The sequence below is a fragment of the Xanthomonas graminis pv. graminis genome (genome assembly GCF_030168915.1).
Lineage (GTDB): Bacteria > Pseudomonadota > Gammaproteobacteria > Xanthomonadales > Xanthomonadaceae > Xanthomonas_A > Xanthomonas_A translucens.
Genome location: NZ_CP076255.1, coordinates 3,873,497 through 3,889,328, shown reverse-complemented (window position 1 = coordinate 3,889,328; position 15,832 = coordinate 3,873,497). Strand labels below are relative to the sequence as shown.

Below are 15,832 nucleotides of genomic sequence, written 5' to 3'. Positions count from 1 at the left end.
ACCACTGGTTCGCGCATGGCCGGACGCCCGGCCACGGATGGCCGGGCCGGCGGTTCCGGCGCCCGTGGTGCTGCGCCAGGGCTGGCAGCGTGAACCTGTGGCGCCGCGAATGGTCGAAGCATTGGGTACACCTCATGCCCGCAGCATGTGTGCGCCGCGTCATGCGCGAAGTGCGAGATGCGTCGATCGCGGCCGCGCCGCGGCCGTCGCCGCGCATGAAGCGTAGCTGCACGACCCGCACGCGGCGGCGTCGCTTGTCACCGCGTTCGGCTACATAGGCTTTCCACCGCAAGGATCCGATGCAATGCGAAATATCCGCTCCCTGACCCGTTCCCCCTCCGCCGCGCGCCAGTCGGGCATGAGCCTGCTGGAAATCATCATCGTCATCGTGCTGATCGGCGCGGTGCTGACCCTGGTCGGCAGCCGCGTGCTCGGCGGCGCCGATCGCGGCAAGGCCAACCTGGCCAAGTCGCAGATCCAGACCATGGCCGGCAAGATCGACAACTACCAGCTGGACACCGGCAAGCTGCCGTCCAAGCTCGACGACCTGGTCGCCGCGCCGGGCGGCGTCAGCGGCTGGCTCGGTCCGTATGCCAAGGCCACCGAACTGAACGATCCGTGGGGCCACCCGATCGAGTACAAGGTGCCCGGCGACGGCAAGCCGTTCGATCTGATCAGCCTGGGCAAGGACGGCCAGCCCGGCGGCACCAGCTACGACGCCGACATCAAGTACGAGTGATCGCGGCGCCGTGATCCACACTCCTGCCGGCGTTCTCCAGCGCGGTGCGCACGCGTGCGTACCGCTGGCGCGTGCGCGCATGCGCGGCGTGTCGCTGTTGGAGATGCTGCTGGTGGTGGGGCTGATCGCGATCGCCGCGATGCTGGCGGCGTCGGTGCTGACCGGCGGCATCGACGGCATGCGCTTGCGCTCGTCGGCCAAGGAGATCGCCGCGCAGCTGCGCTACACGCGCGCGCAGGCGATCGCCAGCGGCCAGCCGCAGCGCTTCCTGATCGATCCGCAGGCGCACCGCTGGCAGGCGCCCAACGGCCGCCATGGCGAGATCCCGGCGTCGCTGGCGATCCGCTTCAGCGGCGCGCGCGAGGCGCAGCGGCGCCAGGACGAAGGCGCGATCCAGTTCTTCGAGGACGGCGCCGCCACCGGCGGGCGCATCGAGTTGCTGACCCGCAAGGCCAGCTGGCGCATCGACGTGGCCTGGCTGACCGGCGAGGTCAAGGTCGGGCGTCCGCCGCAGCAGGGCATGCCATGAAGGCGCAGCGCGGCTACACGCTGATCGAGGTGATCGTGGCGTTCGCGCTGCTGGCGCTGGCGCTGACCTTGCTGCTCGGCTCGCTGTCCGGCGCCGCACGCCAGGTCCAGCGCGCCGACCAGCTCAGCCGCGCCACCCTGTATGCGCAATCGCTGCTGGCCGCGCAAGGCGTGGAGCAGCCGCTGCAGCCCGGCCGCGAACAGGGCAGCTTCGAGCAGGGCCATTACCGCTGGACCCTGGACGTGGCGCCGTACGTCGATGCGCGGCGCCCGCCGGACACGACCCTGACGCCAGGCGCGCCGACGCTGCTGCAGCTGAACCTGCAGGTGCGCTGGGGCGATGCGCCGGCACAGGCGCTGCAGTGGAAGACGCTGCGCCTGGTCAGCGCGCAGGCCAACGGGATGCCGCAGTGAGCCGCGCGCCGGGTCGCGCCGCCGCACGCGGCTTCACCCTGATCGAAGTGCTGCTGGCCACGGTGCTGCTGGTCGGCGGGTTGACCCTGGCCTTCGCCACGCTGCGCTCGGCCACCGCGATCAGCGGCCGCGGCGAGACCATCGCCGGGCGCAGCGAGCGCATGCGCGCGGTCGAGGGCTTCCTGCGCCGGCGCCTGAGCGGCGCGCAAGCGCTGGCGCTGGACATCGACAGCCGCACCCTGCAGCCGGTGCGCTTCGTCGGTGAGCCGCAGCGCATGCAGTTCGTCGCCGATCTTCCCGATTATCTGGGCCGCGGCGGCCCTTACCTGCACGACCTCAGCGTCAGCGGCGACGCTGGCCGGCAGCGCCTGGCGATCGCGCTGGTGCAGGTGCAGGCCGGAAAGCAGATCCCCGACGCCAAGCCGCGTCCGCCCGAGCCGCTGGCCGAGGGCCTGCGCCAGGTGCGTTTCCGCTACCGCGGCATCGATCCGGAGCGCGGCACGATCGGACCCTGGCAGGAACGCTGGGAAAAGACCGACCAGTTGCCGCTGCTGGTGTCGATCGAACTGAGCAGCGACGACGGCATGCTGTGGCCGCCGCTGGTGGTGGCGTTGCGCCAGGCCGGCGGCGCCGAGGCACCGCAATGAGCGCGGCACCCGGACAGGCGCGCGGCGCGGCGTTGGTGCTGGTGTTGTGGCTGATCGCGCTGCTGACCGCGCTGATCGGCGCGTTCGCACTGACCGCGCGCACCGAGGGCCTGCAGGGCAAGGTGCTGGGCGACGGCGCGGCGGCGCAGGAGCGCGCCCGCGCCGGGCTGGAGTACGCGTTGACCCGGCTCGCCGGCACGCCGACGCAGCCGGGCTGGCGCGCCGACGGGCGCCGCTACCGCTGGCAGTACGAAGACGCCACGATCGACCTGCGGGTCACCGACGAGAGCGGCAAGGTCGATCTGAACCTGGCCGACGCGCCGTTGCTGGCGGCGCTGGTGCGCGCGGTCGGCGGCGATCCGCAGCGCGCCGACCGCATCGCCGCGGCGATCGTGGACTGGCGCGACCCGGACAACCTCAGCCAGCCCAACGGCGGCGCCGAGGACCCGGACTACGCCGCCGCCGGGCTGCCGTACGGCGCCAAGGACGCGCCGTTCGAGAGCCTGGCCGAACTGCAACTGGTGCTGGGCATGGATGCGCAGTTGTACGCCAAGCTGCTGCCGAACCTGACCCTGTACAGCGGCATTTCGCGCCCGGCGCCGGATTTCGCGCCGGTGCCGGTGCTGACCGCGCTCGGCCTGGATGCGCAGCAGGTGCTGGCGCAACGCGAGCGCAACGACCCGGCGCAGGCCGCTGCGATCGGCGGTGGCGGCGGCACCTACAGCATCGAAAGCCGCGCGCGACTGGCCGCCGGACGCGAGGCGGTGCTGCGCGCCGTGGTGCGCCCGGGCTCGTCGGCGCTACCGGGCACCGCCTACACTGTGCTGCGATGGGAAGAAGGATCGGCCGTTCGATGACTGCGTGGCGGGACACGATGAACAAGCTCGGCGTGCGCATGGCGCCCGGTGCCGGCGGCGTGCTGGCCTGGTGGCAGCGTTCGCTGATGGCGTGGCTGCCGCCGCGCTGGCAACTGCAACTTGGCTGGTCGCAGGCGCGGCTGCTGCTGTGGCGCGAGGGCGAACAGCTAGTGGTCGCGCGCCAGGTCGATGCCGAACTGGGCACGCCGCTGGCGTTGCCGTGGCCGTTGCTGCCGAGCGACCTGGAGGCCGTGCTCGGCCCGCGCCTGGCCGCGTTGCCGCGGGTGTGGCTGCTGCCTGCGCAGGCAGCGCTGCAGCGCACGCTGCGCCTGCCCGCCGCGGCCGCCGAGCATCTGCGCGACGTGGTCAGGTTCGAGATCGACCGGCAGACGCCGTTCCAGGCCGACCAGGTGGTCTACGACGTGCGCCCCGGCGCGCGCCGCGACGATGCGCAACTGGACGCCGAACTGGTGGTGGCGCCGCGCCGCGTGCTGGAGGACCTGCAGGCCAGCGCCGGTGCGCTGCGCCCGACCCTGGCCGGGGTCGATGTCGCCGCCGCCGATGGCACGCCGTTGGGGGTCAACCTGCTGCCGCCGGAGCAGCGCCATCGTCGCGCCGATCCGATGCGGCGCTGGAACGCGATCCTCGCCGCGACCGCGCTGCTGGCGCTGTTCGCCGCCGGCTGGCAGCTGCTGGACAACCGCCGCGAGGCGCTCGAGCAGTTGCGCGCGCAAGTGGACAGCGGCGCGCAGCGCGCGCGCGGCGTGGCCGCGCAGCGCCAGCAACTGGTCGATCTGGTCGAAGGCGCGGCCTTCTTCGACCAACTGCGCGCCGAGCGCCCGACCGCGCTGGAAATCTGGAACGAACTCAGCAAGCGCCTGCCCGAGGGCACCTACCTGGAAAAATTCTCGATCGAGGGCGACCAGTTGCAGTTGATCGGCCTCAGCAGCGAGGCGTCTTCGCTGGTCGGGCGGCTGGAGGGCTCGCCGCTGTGGCACACGCCGTCACTGACCGGCGTGCTGCAGGCCGATCCGGGCAGCCACCGCGACCGCTTCACCCTGACCGCCGAACTGGCCGGGACCAAGCGCAAGGAGGCCGCCAATGCCGGTGCAGGTCGATAAGCGCGACCGCTGGCTGGCGCTGGGCCTGCTGCTGGCGGCGCTGGCGCTGGCCTATCTGCTGCTGGTGCATCCGTGGTGGACCGTGCCGATGCGCGAGGTCGAGGTGCAGATCCAGGAATTGCGCCAGCGCGAACTGCGCGTGCGCATGCAGTTGCAGCAGGCGCCGCAGGTGACGCAACGGCTGCAGCAGGCGCAACGCGCCCTGGTCACGCGCCCGGGCTTCCTGCGCGAGACCTCGGCCGAGCTGGCCTCGGCCGGGCTGGTGCAGCGCCTGGAAAGCGCGGTGGCCACCGCCAGCCCCGGCAACCGCAGCTGCGCGATCAGCAACCGCTCGCCGCTGGCCGCCGACAACCGCCGCGACCGCTTCACCCGCGTCGCGGTGCAGGTGCGGCTGCGCTGCGGCACCCCGGAACTGGCGGCGGTGCTGCACGCGCTGGAAAGCGGCAGCCCGGCGCTGTTCGTGGACAACCTCAACGTGATGGCGCAGCGCTACCAGCTGTCGCCGGGCGAGAGCGGCAACGGCCTGGACGTGGCCTTCGAACTGGCCGGCTATCTGCGCCCGAACGCGATGCCGGCGCCGCCTGCGGCCGCGGGCATGGCCCCCGGCACGCCGTCGCCGGGTGGCGCGCCTGCAATGGACGCCGGCACGCCTGCCGGGTCCGGCCCGAGCGACCCCGCCGCCACCCAGGCCCCACCGGCCATGCCCGATGCCGCCGCGCAGCCGCCGCAGCAAGTGGAGGGTGCGCATGCGAATTGAAGCGATCGGGCTGCGCACCGTGTGGCTGGCGACGCTGGCGCTGTGGGGGCTGCTGATCTGGGCGCTGGGCCTGGCCGGGCTCGGCCAGCGCATCGTGCCGCTGCCCGACGATCCGGGCATGACCCAGCGCCTGCCGAGCTTGCCGGCCGCGTCCGCCGAGCGCCTCGGCGATTATTCGCGCTACGCCGAGATCGCCGCGCGTCCGGTGTTCGCCGAAGACCGCCTGCCGCATCCGTTCTTCCTCAGCGCCGACAACGGCCAGGGCGCCGCGCCGAGCGTGCGCCTGACCGGGGTGCTGCTCACCGACAGCTTCAAGATGGCCACGCTGACCACCGAGCAGGGCGAATCGCTGCGCCTGCAGCAAGACCACGACCCGGTCAAGGGCTGGCGCTTGCTGTCGCTGCAACCGCGCCGCGCGGTGGTCAGCGGCAGCGGCGGTACTCAGACCCTGGAACTGCAGGTGTTCGACGGCAAGGGCGGGCAACCGCCGACCGCGCTCGGCCAGGGCGCCCGCCCGCCGGGCATGCCGCCGTTGCCGGCGGCGCCATCGTCACCTGCTGCGCCTGCGCTCAACGCCCCGGCCACTCCCGTCGCCGCCACGCCGCAGGCGGGCGCCAACGGCACGCCGCCGACCCCGGCGCCGAGCGCACCGGCGGCCGCACCGGCGCCGTCGTCGCAGCAGTTGCAAGCCATCCGCGAACGTATCGAAGCCCGCCGCCGGCAGTTGCAGCAGCAGCGCCAGAACGGCACCACCCCAGCCCAGAACCCTTGAAGAGTGATCGCATGACGCCGCGCTTGTTTTCCCTGTTCCTCGCGATCGGCCTGGTGGCCGGCTGCGCCACCACGCCTTCGCCGGACGTCCGCCGCGGCGCCGCGATCAATCCCAACGTCGGCGCCGCCGGCAGCACCAGCGGCGGCAGTAGCGGCAGCGGCACCGCCGGCGGGTCTGCCGGCGCAGCCGATCCCAACGACATCCCGGACCGCGTGGCCCCGGTGATCCGCCGCGGCAGCGGCACCATGATCAATTCCAGTGCCGCCGCCGCGCCGGCACCGTCGCTGGCCAACGCCAGCAGCGGCAGCGCCACCTTCAACTTCGAAGGCGAGTCGGTGCACGCGGTGGTCAAGGCGATCCTCGGCGACATGCTCGGGCAGAACTACGTGATCGCCCCAGGCGTGCAGGGCACGGTGACCCTGGCCACGCCCAAGCCGGTGTCGCCGGCGCAGGCGCTGAACCTGCTGGAGATGGTGCTGGGCTGGAACAACGCGCGCATGGTCTACAGCGGCGGCCGCTACAACATCGTGCCCGCCGACCAGGCGCTGGCCGGCACCGTGGCGCCGAGCACCGCCTCGCCGGCCAGTGCGCGCGGCTTCGAGGTGCGGGTGGTGCCGCTGAAGTTCATCTCTGCCAGCGAAATGAAGAAGGTGCTGGAGCCGTACGCGCGGCCGAACGCGATTGTCGGCATCGACGGCGCGCGCAACGTCATCACCCTCGGCGGCACCCGCGCGGAACTGGAGAACTACCTGCGCACGGTGCAGATCTTCGACGTGGACTGGCTGTCGGGCATGTCGGTGGGCGTGTTCCCGATCCAGTCGGGCAAGGCCGAGCAGGTCGCCGCCGACCTGGAGAAGGTGTTCGGCGACAACAGCAAGACGCCCAGCGCCGGCATGTTCCGCTTCATGCCGCTGGAAAACGCCAACGCGGTGCTGGTGATCACCCCGCAGGCGCGCTACCTGGACCAGATCCACGATTGGCTGGACCGCATCGACAGCGCCGGCGGCGGCAGCCGGCTGTTCTCCTACGAACTGAAATACATCAAGGCCAAGGACCTGGCCGACCGCCTGGCCGACGTGTTCGGCGCCGGCGGCAACCGCGGCGATTCCAACGCCTCGCTGATGCCGGGCACGCAGCTGAGCCAGATGGGCGGCGGCGGCCTCACTGGCGGCCTCAACGGCAGCAGCGATGGCGGCCTGGGCGGCAGCGGCGGCCTCAACGGCAGCAGCGACAGCCTGTCCTCGGGCAGCGGCGGTTCCTCGTCCGGCAGCAGCAGCGGCGGTCTGGGCAGCGGCGGTCTGCAGCTGTCGCCACGCACCGCTGGCAACGGCAGCGTGACCCTGGACGTGCAGGGCGACAAGGTCGGCGTGTCGGCGGTGGAGGAGACCAACACCTTGCTGGTGCGCTCCACGCCGCAGTCGTGGCGCTCGATCCGCGACGTGGTCGAGAAGCTCGACGTGATGCCGATGCAGGTGCACATCGAGGCGCAGGTGGCCGAGGTCAGCCTGACCGGGCAATTGCAGTACGGGGTGAACTGGTTCTTCGAGAATTCGGTCAACGCCTCCGCCGACGGCAACGTGGCCAACAGCACCGGGCTCGGCGCCGGCGGCGGTCTGCCCAGCGCCGCCGGGCGCAACATCTGGGGCGATATCGCCGGCAAGATCGGCGTCGGCGGCCTGGGCTGGACCTTCCTCGGCAAGAACGCCGCGGCGGTGATCAGCGCGCTGGACAAGGTCACCAATCTCAAGCTGCTGCAGACCCCGTCGGTATTCGTGCGCAACAACGCCGAGGCCACGCTCAACGTGGGCACGCGCATCCCGATCAACTCGACTTCGATCAACACCGGCATCGGCGCCGACAGCACCTACTCGTCTGTGCAATACATCGATACCGGCGTGATCCTGAAGGTGCGGCCGCGGGTGACCAAGGACGGCATGGTGTTCCTGGACATCGTGCAGGAAGTCAGTACGCCCGGCGCGCGCCCGGCGGCGTGCACCTCGGGCACCTCCACCGTGGCCAACAGCGCTTCCTGCAACGTGGACATCAACACGCGCCGGGTCAAGACCGAGGCGGCGGTGCAGAGCGGCGACACCATCATGCTTGCCGGCCTGATCAACGACAGCACCACCGACGGCAGCGCCGGCGTGCCGCTGCTGAGCAAGCTGCCGGTGGTCGGCGCGCTGTTCGGGCAGAAAACGCAGGACAAGACCCGCAACGAAGTGATCGTGCTGCTGACTCCAACGATCGTGCGCAACCCGCAGGAAGCGCGCAATCTCACCGACGAGTACGGGCAGAAGTTCAAGGCGATGCAGCCGCTGCCGGCAGCGGGCAAGAAGTAAGCGCAGGTGACCCTGCCCATCGTGCTGCTGCCGGTCGGCGTCGACGACGTCGCGCTGGACGCATGCCTGGGCGCGCTGGAGGCACAGACCCCGGCCGGCACCCGCGTGTGGCTGGCCGACGACGCGCAGGCGGGACCGCGCGGCATCCGGGTGATCGAGGCCTGGCTGGCGCGTACTCGCCTGCAGGCCGACTACACCCGGCGCCCGCGCATGCTCGGCGAGGTCGCGCATCTGGACGAAATGCTGCGCGCCTGCGGCGCGGCCGACGTGGTGGTGCTGGCCGCGGACGCGCAGCCGCTGCCCGGCTGGCTGCAGCACCTGAGCGCGTGCCTGGCGCGCGATGCGGCCATCGCCAGCGCCACGCCGTGGAGCAATGCCGGCGAAGCCTGCGCCTGGCCGCGGCTGGGCGAGATCAATCCGCTGCCCGACGATGGCGAGCGCCTGGCACGCGCCTGCGCGGCGCTGCCGCCGGAGCATCCGGAACTGCCGTCGGCGGTGTGCCATGCGGTGGCCCTGCGCGGCGCGGCGCGGCAGCGCGCCGGCGGCCTGGACGCGAGCAGTTACGGTTCCTGGTACGCGGCGCTGATCGACCTGTCGCTGCGCATGGCCGGGCTCGGCTGGCGCAACGTGCTGTGCGAGACCGCCTACGTGGCGTGCAGCGGCGAGGGCCGCGCCGCCGACGGCGACATGGACGCGCTGGCCACACGCTGGCCGGCCTGGCATGCGCGGCTGGCCGGCTTCCTGATGCACGATCCGCTGCACGCGCGCCGCGAGCAGCTGCAACGCCTGTACGCCGACCTGCCGCCGCCGGACCCGCAGCGCGCGCTGTTCGACGCCTAGCAGGCTGCTGAAATACCAATTTGGACCTGACAAACCCACACCGGTGAGCCGTCCCCTGTGAATTCTGCGTCCTCTGCTGACATCGGACGCCTCAGATTCCACGCAGAAGCCCCAAAACGGGGTATCTCAAGACGACAGTCATAGGTCCTGTGGAGTTTTTCAGCAGCCTGCTAGCGCGCGACACCTATAGGAGCGGCTTCAGCCGCGACAGATGGCCGGCAACTCGTCGCGGCTGAAGCCGCTCCTACAGGTGTATGTACCGGTGCATGTTCGCCATGCTCCTGCCAATGCGCAGGCCGGCCTCACTGCGGCGGCGCCTGCACCTCCACCGTCACTTCCAGCACGTCGTGGCGCCAGGACTCGATATCCAATTCCACCGCGCGGCCGTCGGCCGCATAGCTGACCCGCTGCAGCCGGAAGCACGGCGTGCCGGCGGTGGACTGCAGCAGCGCGGCCTGCTCGGCGACCAGCGTGGCCGGATACATCGACAGCCGGCTGCGCGCCAGGCGTAGCCCGAGCCGTTGTCCCAGCACGGCGCTGAGCGAGCCGGCCAGGTCGTGATCGAGTAGGGTCGGCGCCCATGCGGCGAGAATCGCATTGGTTTCCAGCAGCACCGCGCGGCGGCCGATCCAGCGCCGCCGCTGCAGCACGAACACCTCGGCCCCGGCCTCGTCCAGTTGCAGCTGCCGCGCCAGCGTCGCGCCGGCCGGCTGGCGCCGTGCGCTCAGCAGTTCGGTGCGTGGCGTGCCGCCCTGCGCGGCCACGTACTGCATGAAGCCGGCGATGCTGGTGGGATCGTGGCGCACGCGCGGCGCACTGACGAACCAGCCGCGCCGGTTCTCGCGGTAGAGATAGCCTTCCGACTCCAGTTGCTGCAGCGCCTCGCGCAAGGTGATGCGGGTGCAACCGAACAGCGCGGCCAGTTCGCGCTCCACCGGCAGGCGCTGGTCCGCCGCCCACTCACCGCCGACGATGCGCGCCAGCAGTGCATCGACGATGCGCTGGCCGAAGCCGGCGGCGGGATTCAACGGTGTGGGCATGGGGTCTCCGTGGCGCTGCGGCAGAGGCTGACGTGGTGCACGCGGCGCGCTGCTGGCAGCCGCCGTGTTGGGGTGTCGCCGCCATGATGCACGCCGCGGCGGTTCATGGCGCCGCGACGGCGGCGCCGCGCTGCTGCGCTTGCCACAGCCGCAGGCCGTAGATCGCCAGCAGCACGAAGCCGGCGTACAGTGCCGCGGTGGGATACAGCCCCTTGTAGACGAACACGCCGACGTAGAGGCTGTCGAGCACGATCCACAGGGTCCAGTTGGCGATGCGCTTGCGCGCCGCCCAGACGCTGGCGACCAGGCTGAAGGCGGACAGCGCTGCGTCCAGCCACGGCAGCGCGGCATCGGTGTGACGGTGCATCAGCCAGCCCAGCGACAGCGCGCCGGCGGCGCCGGCCAGCAGCGACAGCACGCCCTCGCGTCGCGGCAGCGGGCCGACCTGGACCTTGCCGTGGTCGAGCCGGCCCTGGCTCCAGCGCCACCAGCCGTAGCCCTGCAGGACCACGTAGACGCCCTGCAGCAGCATGTCCGAGTACAGCTTCCACTGGTAGAACAGCCACGCGTAAAGCAGCACCGCGACCACGTTGACTGGCCAGCACCAGCGTACCCGGCGCGCGGTCAGCCAGACGCCGAGTATGTTGACCAGCACGGCGAGGAGTTCGAGGGGGGACATGCGGGTGGGGGCTCGGTGGTTGGGGGGTGTGGGGTGTGGGGTGTGGGGTGTCGGGACTCGGGACTCGGGACTCGGGACTCGGGATTTTCGCAAGTTCGCTGCATTTCTGATTTTCTGTAGGAGGGGCTTCAGCCCCGACGCGTTACCGGTAACGCGTCGGGGCTGAAGCCCCTCCTACAGAAAAGCAGCTGCGCTGGAGCTGCAAAAAAGCCGTTTTTTTAAAAAAATCGGCCCTTTTTGCATCAAATCGCTTGACATCGATTTACCCCGGGACATCATCCTGCCGTCCCGCGTCCCGCGTCCCGCGTCCCGCGTCCCGCGTCCCGCGTCAGAAATCGAACTGCAGCGCCAGCCGCGCGGTGCGCGGCGCGCCCAGGAACAGATAGTCGTCGCCGAGGTACTCGCCGACGTCGCGCCAGTAGCGCTTGTCGGCCAGGTTGTCCACGCTCAACCGCAGCGTGGTCGGAAGCGTGCCCAGCCGCGTCGCGTAGCGCGCGCCCACGTTGTAGACGGTGTAGCCGCCGACGGCGACGCGGCCGCTGCGGTCGGCGTACTTGGCACCGCTGTACTGCGCGCCGCCGAGCAGCGCCAGGCCGCTCGCGCCCGGCACGTCCCAGCTGGCCTGGGCGCTGGCGCGCAGCCTGGGCACGTTCAGTGCCTGGTGGCCTTCGTAGGCCGGGGTGCCGGTGTCTTCGGCGCGTGCGCGCAGGCCGGCGACGCTGGCCTGCAAGTGCAGCCGTTCGCCGATCGCGCCGTCGGCCGACAGTTCGATGCCACGGTTGTGCAGGCGGCCCTGCTGCAGGTACAGGAAGCTGCCATCGGCCTGCGGCTGCGCGTACTGATAGGCCTGGCGCATGTCGAACACGGCCGCGCCCAGGGCCAGGCCGCCGCGCTCGTATTTCAGGCCGGCTTCGGTCTGGTAGGCAGAGGTCGGGGCGAGGATCGCATCGGCATTGCTGGCGAACCACGACGCAGTGCCGCCCGGCGCCAGGCCCTTGGCGAAGCTGGCGTACAGCGACAACGTGTCCTGCGGCTTGAACAGCAATGCCGCCTGCGGCAGCAGTTCCGAACGGCGGGTGTGCCGGGTCAGCGCGCCGTCGCGGTCCCAGGCGCGCTCGTCGTAGCGCACCTGGCGCGCGCCCAGCAGCAGCTGCCAGGCCTCGCCGATGCCGACGCGGTCGCTGACCAGCAGCGATCGCTGGGTGCTGTCCAGGCGCCGCCGCCTGGGGCTGAGTTCGGCGTCGGCCTGGGTCAGCAGCGGCGGATCGGCGTCGATAGTGCCGCTGCCGATCAATGCGTTGATCGCGCCGTGCTGGTCGATGGTCCGGTGCAGCTCGTCCAGGCCGGCGTTGAGCTGGTGCTGCAGCGCGCCGGTGGCGAACGTGCCGGACACGCTCGCCTGTACCTGGTCGTTGCGGCGCGTGTCGTCGGGGCTGCGGTAGTCGTAGAGGTCGTAGTCGCCGTCGCGGCTGAAGTAGTTGGGGATCGCGTCGCTGGCGCAGCTGGCCGCGCCGTAGCAGCCCCAGGCGAAGCTGGAATAGTCGTCGATCACCGCGCGGCTGTGTGCGGCCGCGAGCTGTGCGTGCCAGGCGTCGTTGAAGCGGTATTGATAGCGCAGTTGCGCATTGAGCGCGTCGATGCCGACCGGCCTGGACCAGGGCTGGTAGGCCAGCAGCCGGTGCACCGACACGTCGCCGGGCACGCGCTCGCCGCCGAGCAATTGATAGCCGGGCACCGAGCGCTGTTGCCGGTCCTGGTCTTCCACGTCGAGCTGCAGCGACGATTGCGCATCGATGTTCCAGTCCGCGGCCAGCGACAGGAAGTTGCGGCGGCCGTCGGCATGCGCGACGTAGCTGCGGATGTCCTCGTGCGCGGCGTTGACGCGCAGGCCGAACTGGCGCTCGCGGCCGAACCAGTCGCCCAGATCCAGAGCGGCGTAGCGGCCGCCGTCGTCGTCCGTGCCCAGGACCAGCGTGCGCACCTGCTGCGGGCGCTTGGTGATGTAGTCGATCACGCCGGCCGGCTCGGTGAGCCCTGACTGCAGCCCGGACAGGCCCTTGAGCACCTGCACCTGCTGCTTGTTCTCCAGCGCCACGTCCTGCTCGCCGGTGACGGTCAGGCCGTTGATCCGGTAGCTGTTGGCGGCGTTGAGCGCATAGCCGCGCACCACGAAGTTCTCGTAGTAGCCGATCGGCGCGTAGCTGTCGCCGACCGCGGCGTCGGCGCGCAGCACTTCGCTGAGCACGCGCACCTGGCGGTCGTCCAGCTGCGCGCGGTCGATCACCCCGATCGAGGCGGGCGTGTCCAGCAGCGCGGCGTCGCCGTAGCCGCCCAGCGCGGAGCGGTGGCGCGGCTGCTCGCCTTGCACGTTGACCGCGTCCAGCTCGACCGGCGTCTGCGTGTCCGCATCGCTAGCGCGTGCCGGTGCGGCGGTGGCGGCCAGCGCCAACGCCAGGGCGAGCGGTGCGAGTGCGGGAAAGGGATGCGGCATGCTGGAACCTCTAAGCGGGAATCGAAACGGAAAAGACGGATGCCGCTGCGCGCGGGCAATGGCGGAGGCGGAGGCAGGGGCAGACGCGCTGCCGGCAGCGCGGCGCGGCATGCACGCGCAATGGGCGCGCCGGCGTGTGCGGCAGCGAACGCAAGGCGCTCATCGCGCCGCGTCCGCGTGCCGCTGCAGCTGCCGCAGCAGGCGCTGGCCTTCGTCGCCGCCGAACCAGTCGGCGTGGCCGAGCAGGTAGCGCCGATAGGCGATGTCGGCATTGGCCTCGGAGCCGGTGATGCCGGCGAAATAGTCGATCTCGCTGAGCGCGAAGTCGGCATGCGCGATCGGCAGCAGGACGGCCAGCAGGCGCAGTTGCGCCGCGTCCAGCGGCAGTACCTGCGCGTAGCCGCGCAGCAGCGCGTCGAGTTGATCGAGCTCGGCGGGCGCACGGCCGCCGGCGTCGAGCTGTAGCCACGGCACCAGGTTGCGTTCGATCGCGGTGGCCAGATCGAACAGCGCGAAGCTGCGGTCGGCCAGGCCGAAATCGAACACTGCGCTGACCGCGCTGGCCGCGCCGTGGCCTCGCCACAGCAGGTTGGAGGCATGCCAGTCGCCGTGCGTCCACAGCGGCGGCGCTGGCGAGCGCAGCAGCGGCCAGGCGCGCGCGTGCCATGGCAGCAGATGCCGGCGCAGATCGCCGCGCCAGTCGCGCCGCTGCAGCCACGCGGCCAGTGCGGGCCGGCCGTGCAGGTCCTGCTGCACGGCCTGCAGCGGATCGGCGTGGCCGAACAGGCGCAGGTTGGCGACCAGCAGCGCGGTGCTGCGTGGAGGCGCCGAATAGCCGGCGGCGGCGCGGTGCAGCAGGGCGAGCGCACGCCCGGCGGCCTGCGCGTGTTCGGTGCCGGCGAACGGCAGCCACGAAGCCGTGTCGCGGTACAGGTCTTCGCCGGTGGCGGCGCGCTGCACTTCGTAGGTCCAGTCCCCGAGTTCCACCGCGCTGGCGCCGTCGGGCGTGCGCAGCAGCACCGGGACCGGCACGCCGCGTGTGCGCAGATGCTCGATGAAGCGATGTTCCTCGCCCAGCGTGCGCGCATCGCGCAGCCTGCGGTGATGGCGCTTGACGAACAGGGTGCCGGCCGCACTGTCGACCTCGGCCGCCGCGGAGAACGGGCGCGGGCTGTGCCAGCGCAAGGCGCGGACCGCGTCGGGCAGGGCCATGCGCCGCAGCAGCGCGTCCACCTCGTCGGCACGCAGCGGCGGCCAGTCCGCCGCGGCCGGAGCCAGGCTCATGCCATGCATCTGATGCGCGCTCATCGGGCCGCTCGCGCAGGCGGGGACGCGCGCATGGCGTGGCAACGGCGCGCTGCGTCGTGCTTTTCGGAAGTTGGTCTAGACCAGAAATGCGGAGGCTTGGAACTGCGTCCGATGGCGACATCGGTCGAAACGCGGCGACGCTGCCGGGCCATCGGCAGGCACGGCCGCCAGCGAGCTGGGCGGCCGATGCGTAGCGATCCTGGCGGCAGCGCGCCGTAGTGGGCGCTAGCCGTCATCTACACCGCGCAAGGCATGGGAACCGCCGATTCTACCGCGTCGGCGCGGCGCCCACGCCGCAGGCGTGGCGCGCGCGGACGCCCGCCAAGTGCGACGCCTTCTGCGCGCGTGGCTTTGCCCGGATAATCGGCGCATGAGCGAACAGCAGATGGCCGTGGTGGTGGTGACCTACGAGAGCGGCAGCACCATCGACGCCTGCCTGCAGCGGCTGCGCGCGGCGGCGGGGGTCGCCCAGATCCGCGTGGTCGACAACGCCTCGCGCGACGACACCCTGGCGATCGTGCAGCGCCACGCGCTGGAGGACCGACGCGTGCGCTTCATCGCCAACCCCGACAATCCCGGTTTCGCCAGCGCCTGCAACCAGGGCGCGGCGGCCAGCGATGCGGCGTGGCTGGCGTTCGTCAATCCGGACCTGATGGTCCAGGCCGATACGCTGGCGCTGCTGCGCGCGCAGGTCGCTGCGCTCGGCGATGCCTTGCTCGGCGTGGAGCAGGTCGACGAGCACGGCCGCGCCGACGCCGCGGTGCGCCGCCGCGATCCGGACTTCGCGGCGATGCTGCGGCACCCGCTGGCCGGTTCGCGGCTGGCGCTGGCGGCCGATCCGGCGCAGCCGCTGCAGCGCGTGGACGCGATCTCCGGCGCACTGATGCTGCTGCCGCGCGCGCTGTTCGAGCGCATCGGCGGCTGGGATGCCGGCTACCGCCTGCATGCCGAGGACCTGGACCTGTGCCGCCGCGCGCGCCAGGCCGGGGCCACGGTGGCGGTGTGCAACCGCCTGCGCGTGCTGCACGTGCGCGGCGTTTCCAGCCGCAAGCGGCCCTGGTTCGTGGAATGGCACAAGCATCGCGGGTTGTGGCGCTATTTCCGCAAGTTCGAGGCGCCGGCACGCCCTGCGCCGGTGCGTGCGGCGGTGTGGGCGGTGATCTGGCTGCATGCCTGGGCGACCTTCGCCCGCTTGTGCTGGCGCCGTCCTGGCTGAACGGAGCACCGGGCTGGTGCGTGCGCTACGGCACGCTATATGTGTGATGAGCGTTCATTTATTGCGTTATGTGCATCACCCTGA

15 protein-coding genes are annotated in these 15,832 nt (G+C 71.5%); 11 read left to right on the top strand and 4 right to left on the bottom strand.

Annotation, left to right across the window (positions count from 1 at the left end; all coding sequences use genetic code 11):
• Positions 1-304 precede the first annotated feature (304 nt).
• From gspG to KHF85_RS16840, 10 genes are all read left to right on the top strand, one after another.
• Positions 305-739: a type II secretion system major pseudopilin GspG gene (gene gspG, locus KHF85_RS16885; protein ID WP_009575957.1), complete on the top strand. Its 435-nt coding sequence runs from the start codon at positions 305-307 to the stop codon at positions 737-739.
• A 79-nt stretch (positions 740-818) separates the two neighbouring features.
• The gene (xpsH, locus tag KHF85_RS16880) at positions 819-1,268 is read left to right on the top strand and encodes a type II secretion system protein XpsH (RefSeq protein WP_284569586.1); all 450 of its coding nucleotides are present in this window, start codon (positions 819-821) and stop codon (positions 1,266-1,268) included.
• Positions 1,265-1,681 (top strand): type II secretion system protein XpsI, encoded by a 417-nt coding sequence (xpsI, locus tag KHF85_RS16875; RefSeq protein ID WP_064538808.1) that lies wholly within the window; start codon positions 1,265-1,267, stop codon positions 1,679-1,681. Before xpsH ends, xpsI begins: the two co-directional genes overlap by 4 nt.
• The gene (locus KHF85_RS16870) at positions 1,678-2,328 is read left to right on the top strand and encodes a type II secretion system protein J (protein WP_284567542.1); all 651 of its coding nucleotides are present in this window, start codon (positions 1,678-1,680) and stop codon (positions 2,326-2,328) included. Before xpsI ends, KHF85_RS16870 begins: the two co-directional genes overlap by 4 nt.
• On the top strand, positions 2,325-3,185 hold the full coding sequence (locus KHF85_RS16865) for a type II secretion system minor pseudopilin (RefSeq protein ID WP_284567541.1): 861 nt from the start codon (positions 2,325-2,327) through the stop codon (positions 3,183-3,185). The genes KHF85_RS16870 and KHF85_RS16865 overlap by 4 nt, the downstream gene beginning before the upstream one ends.
• Complete coding sequence (locus tag KHF85_RS16860; RefSeq protein ID WP_284567540.1) at positions 3,182-4,306, top strand: PilN domain-containing protein; 1,125 nt, start codon at positions 3,182-3,184, stop codon at positions 4,304-4,306. The genes KHF85_RS16865 and KHF85_RS16860 overlap by 4 nt, the downstream gene beginning before the upstream one ends.
• Positions 4,287-5,063, top strand: a complete 777-nt coding sequence (gene gspM / locus KHF85_RS16855) for a type II secretion system protein GspM (RefSeq protein WP_284567539.1) — start codon at positions 4,287-4,289, stop codon at positions 5,061-5,063. The genes KHF85_RS16860 and gspM overlap by 20 nt, the downstream gene beginning before the upstream one ends.
• On the top strand, positions 5,053-5,835 hold the full coding sequence (gene xpsN / locus KHF85_RS16850) for a type II secretion system protein XpsN (protein ID WP_284567538.1): 783 nt from the start codon (positions 5,053-5,055) through the stop codon (positions 5,833-5,835). The genes gspM and xpsN overlap by 11 nt, the downstream gene beginning before the upstream one ends.
• Positions 5,836-5,846: 11 nt before the next feature.
• Complete coding sequence (gene gspD / locus KHF85_RS16845; RefSeq protein WP_284567537.1) at positions 5,847-8,174, top strand: type II secretion system secretin GspD; 2,328 nt, start codon at positions 5,847-5,849, stop codon at positions 8,172-8,174.
• A gap of 6 nt (positions 8,175-8,180) precedes the next feature.
• Complete coding sequence (locus KHF85_RS16840; protein WP_284567536.1) at positions 8,181-9,014, top strand: glycosyltransferase family 2 protein; 834 nt, start codon at positions 8,181-8,183, stop codon at positions 9,012-9,014.
• A gap of 302 nt (positions 9,015-9,316) precedes the next feature.
• Here KHF85_RS16840 and KHF85_RS16835 read toward each other — a convergent pair whose 3' ends face one another.
• The 4 genes from KHF85_RS16835 to KHF85_RS16820 all read right to left on the bottom strand — a co-directional run bounded on the left by KHF85_RS16835 (position 9,317) and on the right by KHF85_RS16820 (position 14,532).
• Positions 9,317-10,054 (bottom strand): UTRA domain-containing protein, encoded by a 738-nt coding sequence (locus KHF85_RS16835; protein WP_064538814.1) that lies wholly within the window; start codon positions 10,052-10,054, stop codon positions 9,317-9,319.
• 103 nt (positions 10,055-10,157) lie between these two features.
• On the bottom strand, positions 10,158-10,733 hold the full coding sequence (pnuC, locus tag KHF85_RS16830; RefSeq protein ID WP_284567535.1) for a nicotinamide riboside transporter PnuC: 576 nt from the start codon (positions 10,731-10,733) through the stop codon (positions 10,158-10,160).
• Positions 10,734-11,061: 328 nt separating this feature from the next.
• A complete protein-coding gene (locus KHF85_RS16825) occupies positions 11,062-13,224 on the bottom strand; it encodes a TonB-dependent siderophore receptor (protein ID WP_284567534.1) in 2,163 nt (720 codons plus the stop codon).
• A gap of 159 nt (positions 13,225-13,383) precedes the next feature.
• Positions 13,384-14,532 carry a phosphotransferase enzyme family protein gene (locus KHF85_RS16820; protein ID WP_284567533.1) on the bottom strand — a complete coding sequence of 383 codons (1,149 nt, stop codon included), beginning with the start codon at positions 14,530-14,532 and terminating at the stop codon, positions 13,384-13,386.
• A 370-nt stretch (positions 14,533-14,902) separates the two neighbouring features.
• On the opposite strand from KHF85_RS16820, the gene KHF85_RS16815 reads away from it, so the two are divergent.
• A complete protein-coding gene (locus KHF85_RS16815) occupies positions 14,903-15,748 on the top strand; it encodes a glycosyltransferase (protein WP_284567532.1) in 846 nt (281 codons plus the stop codon).
• Positions 15,749-15,832: the final 84 nt, after the last annotated feature.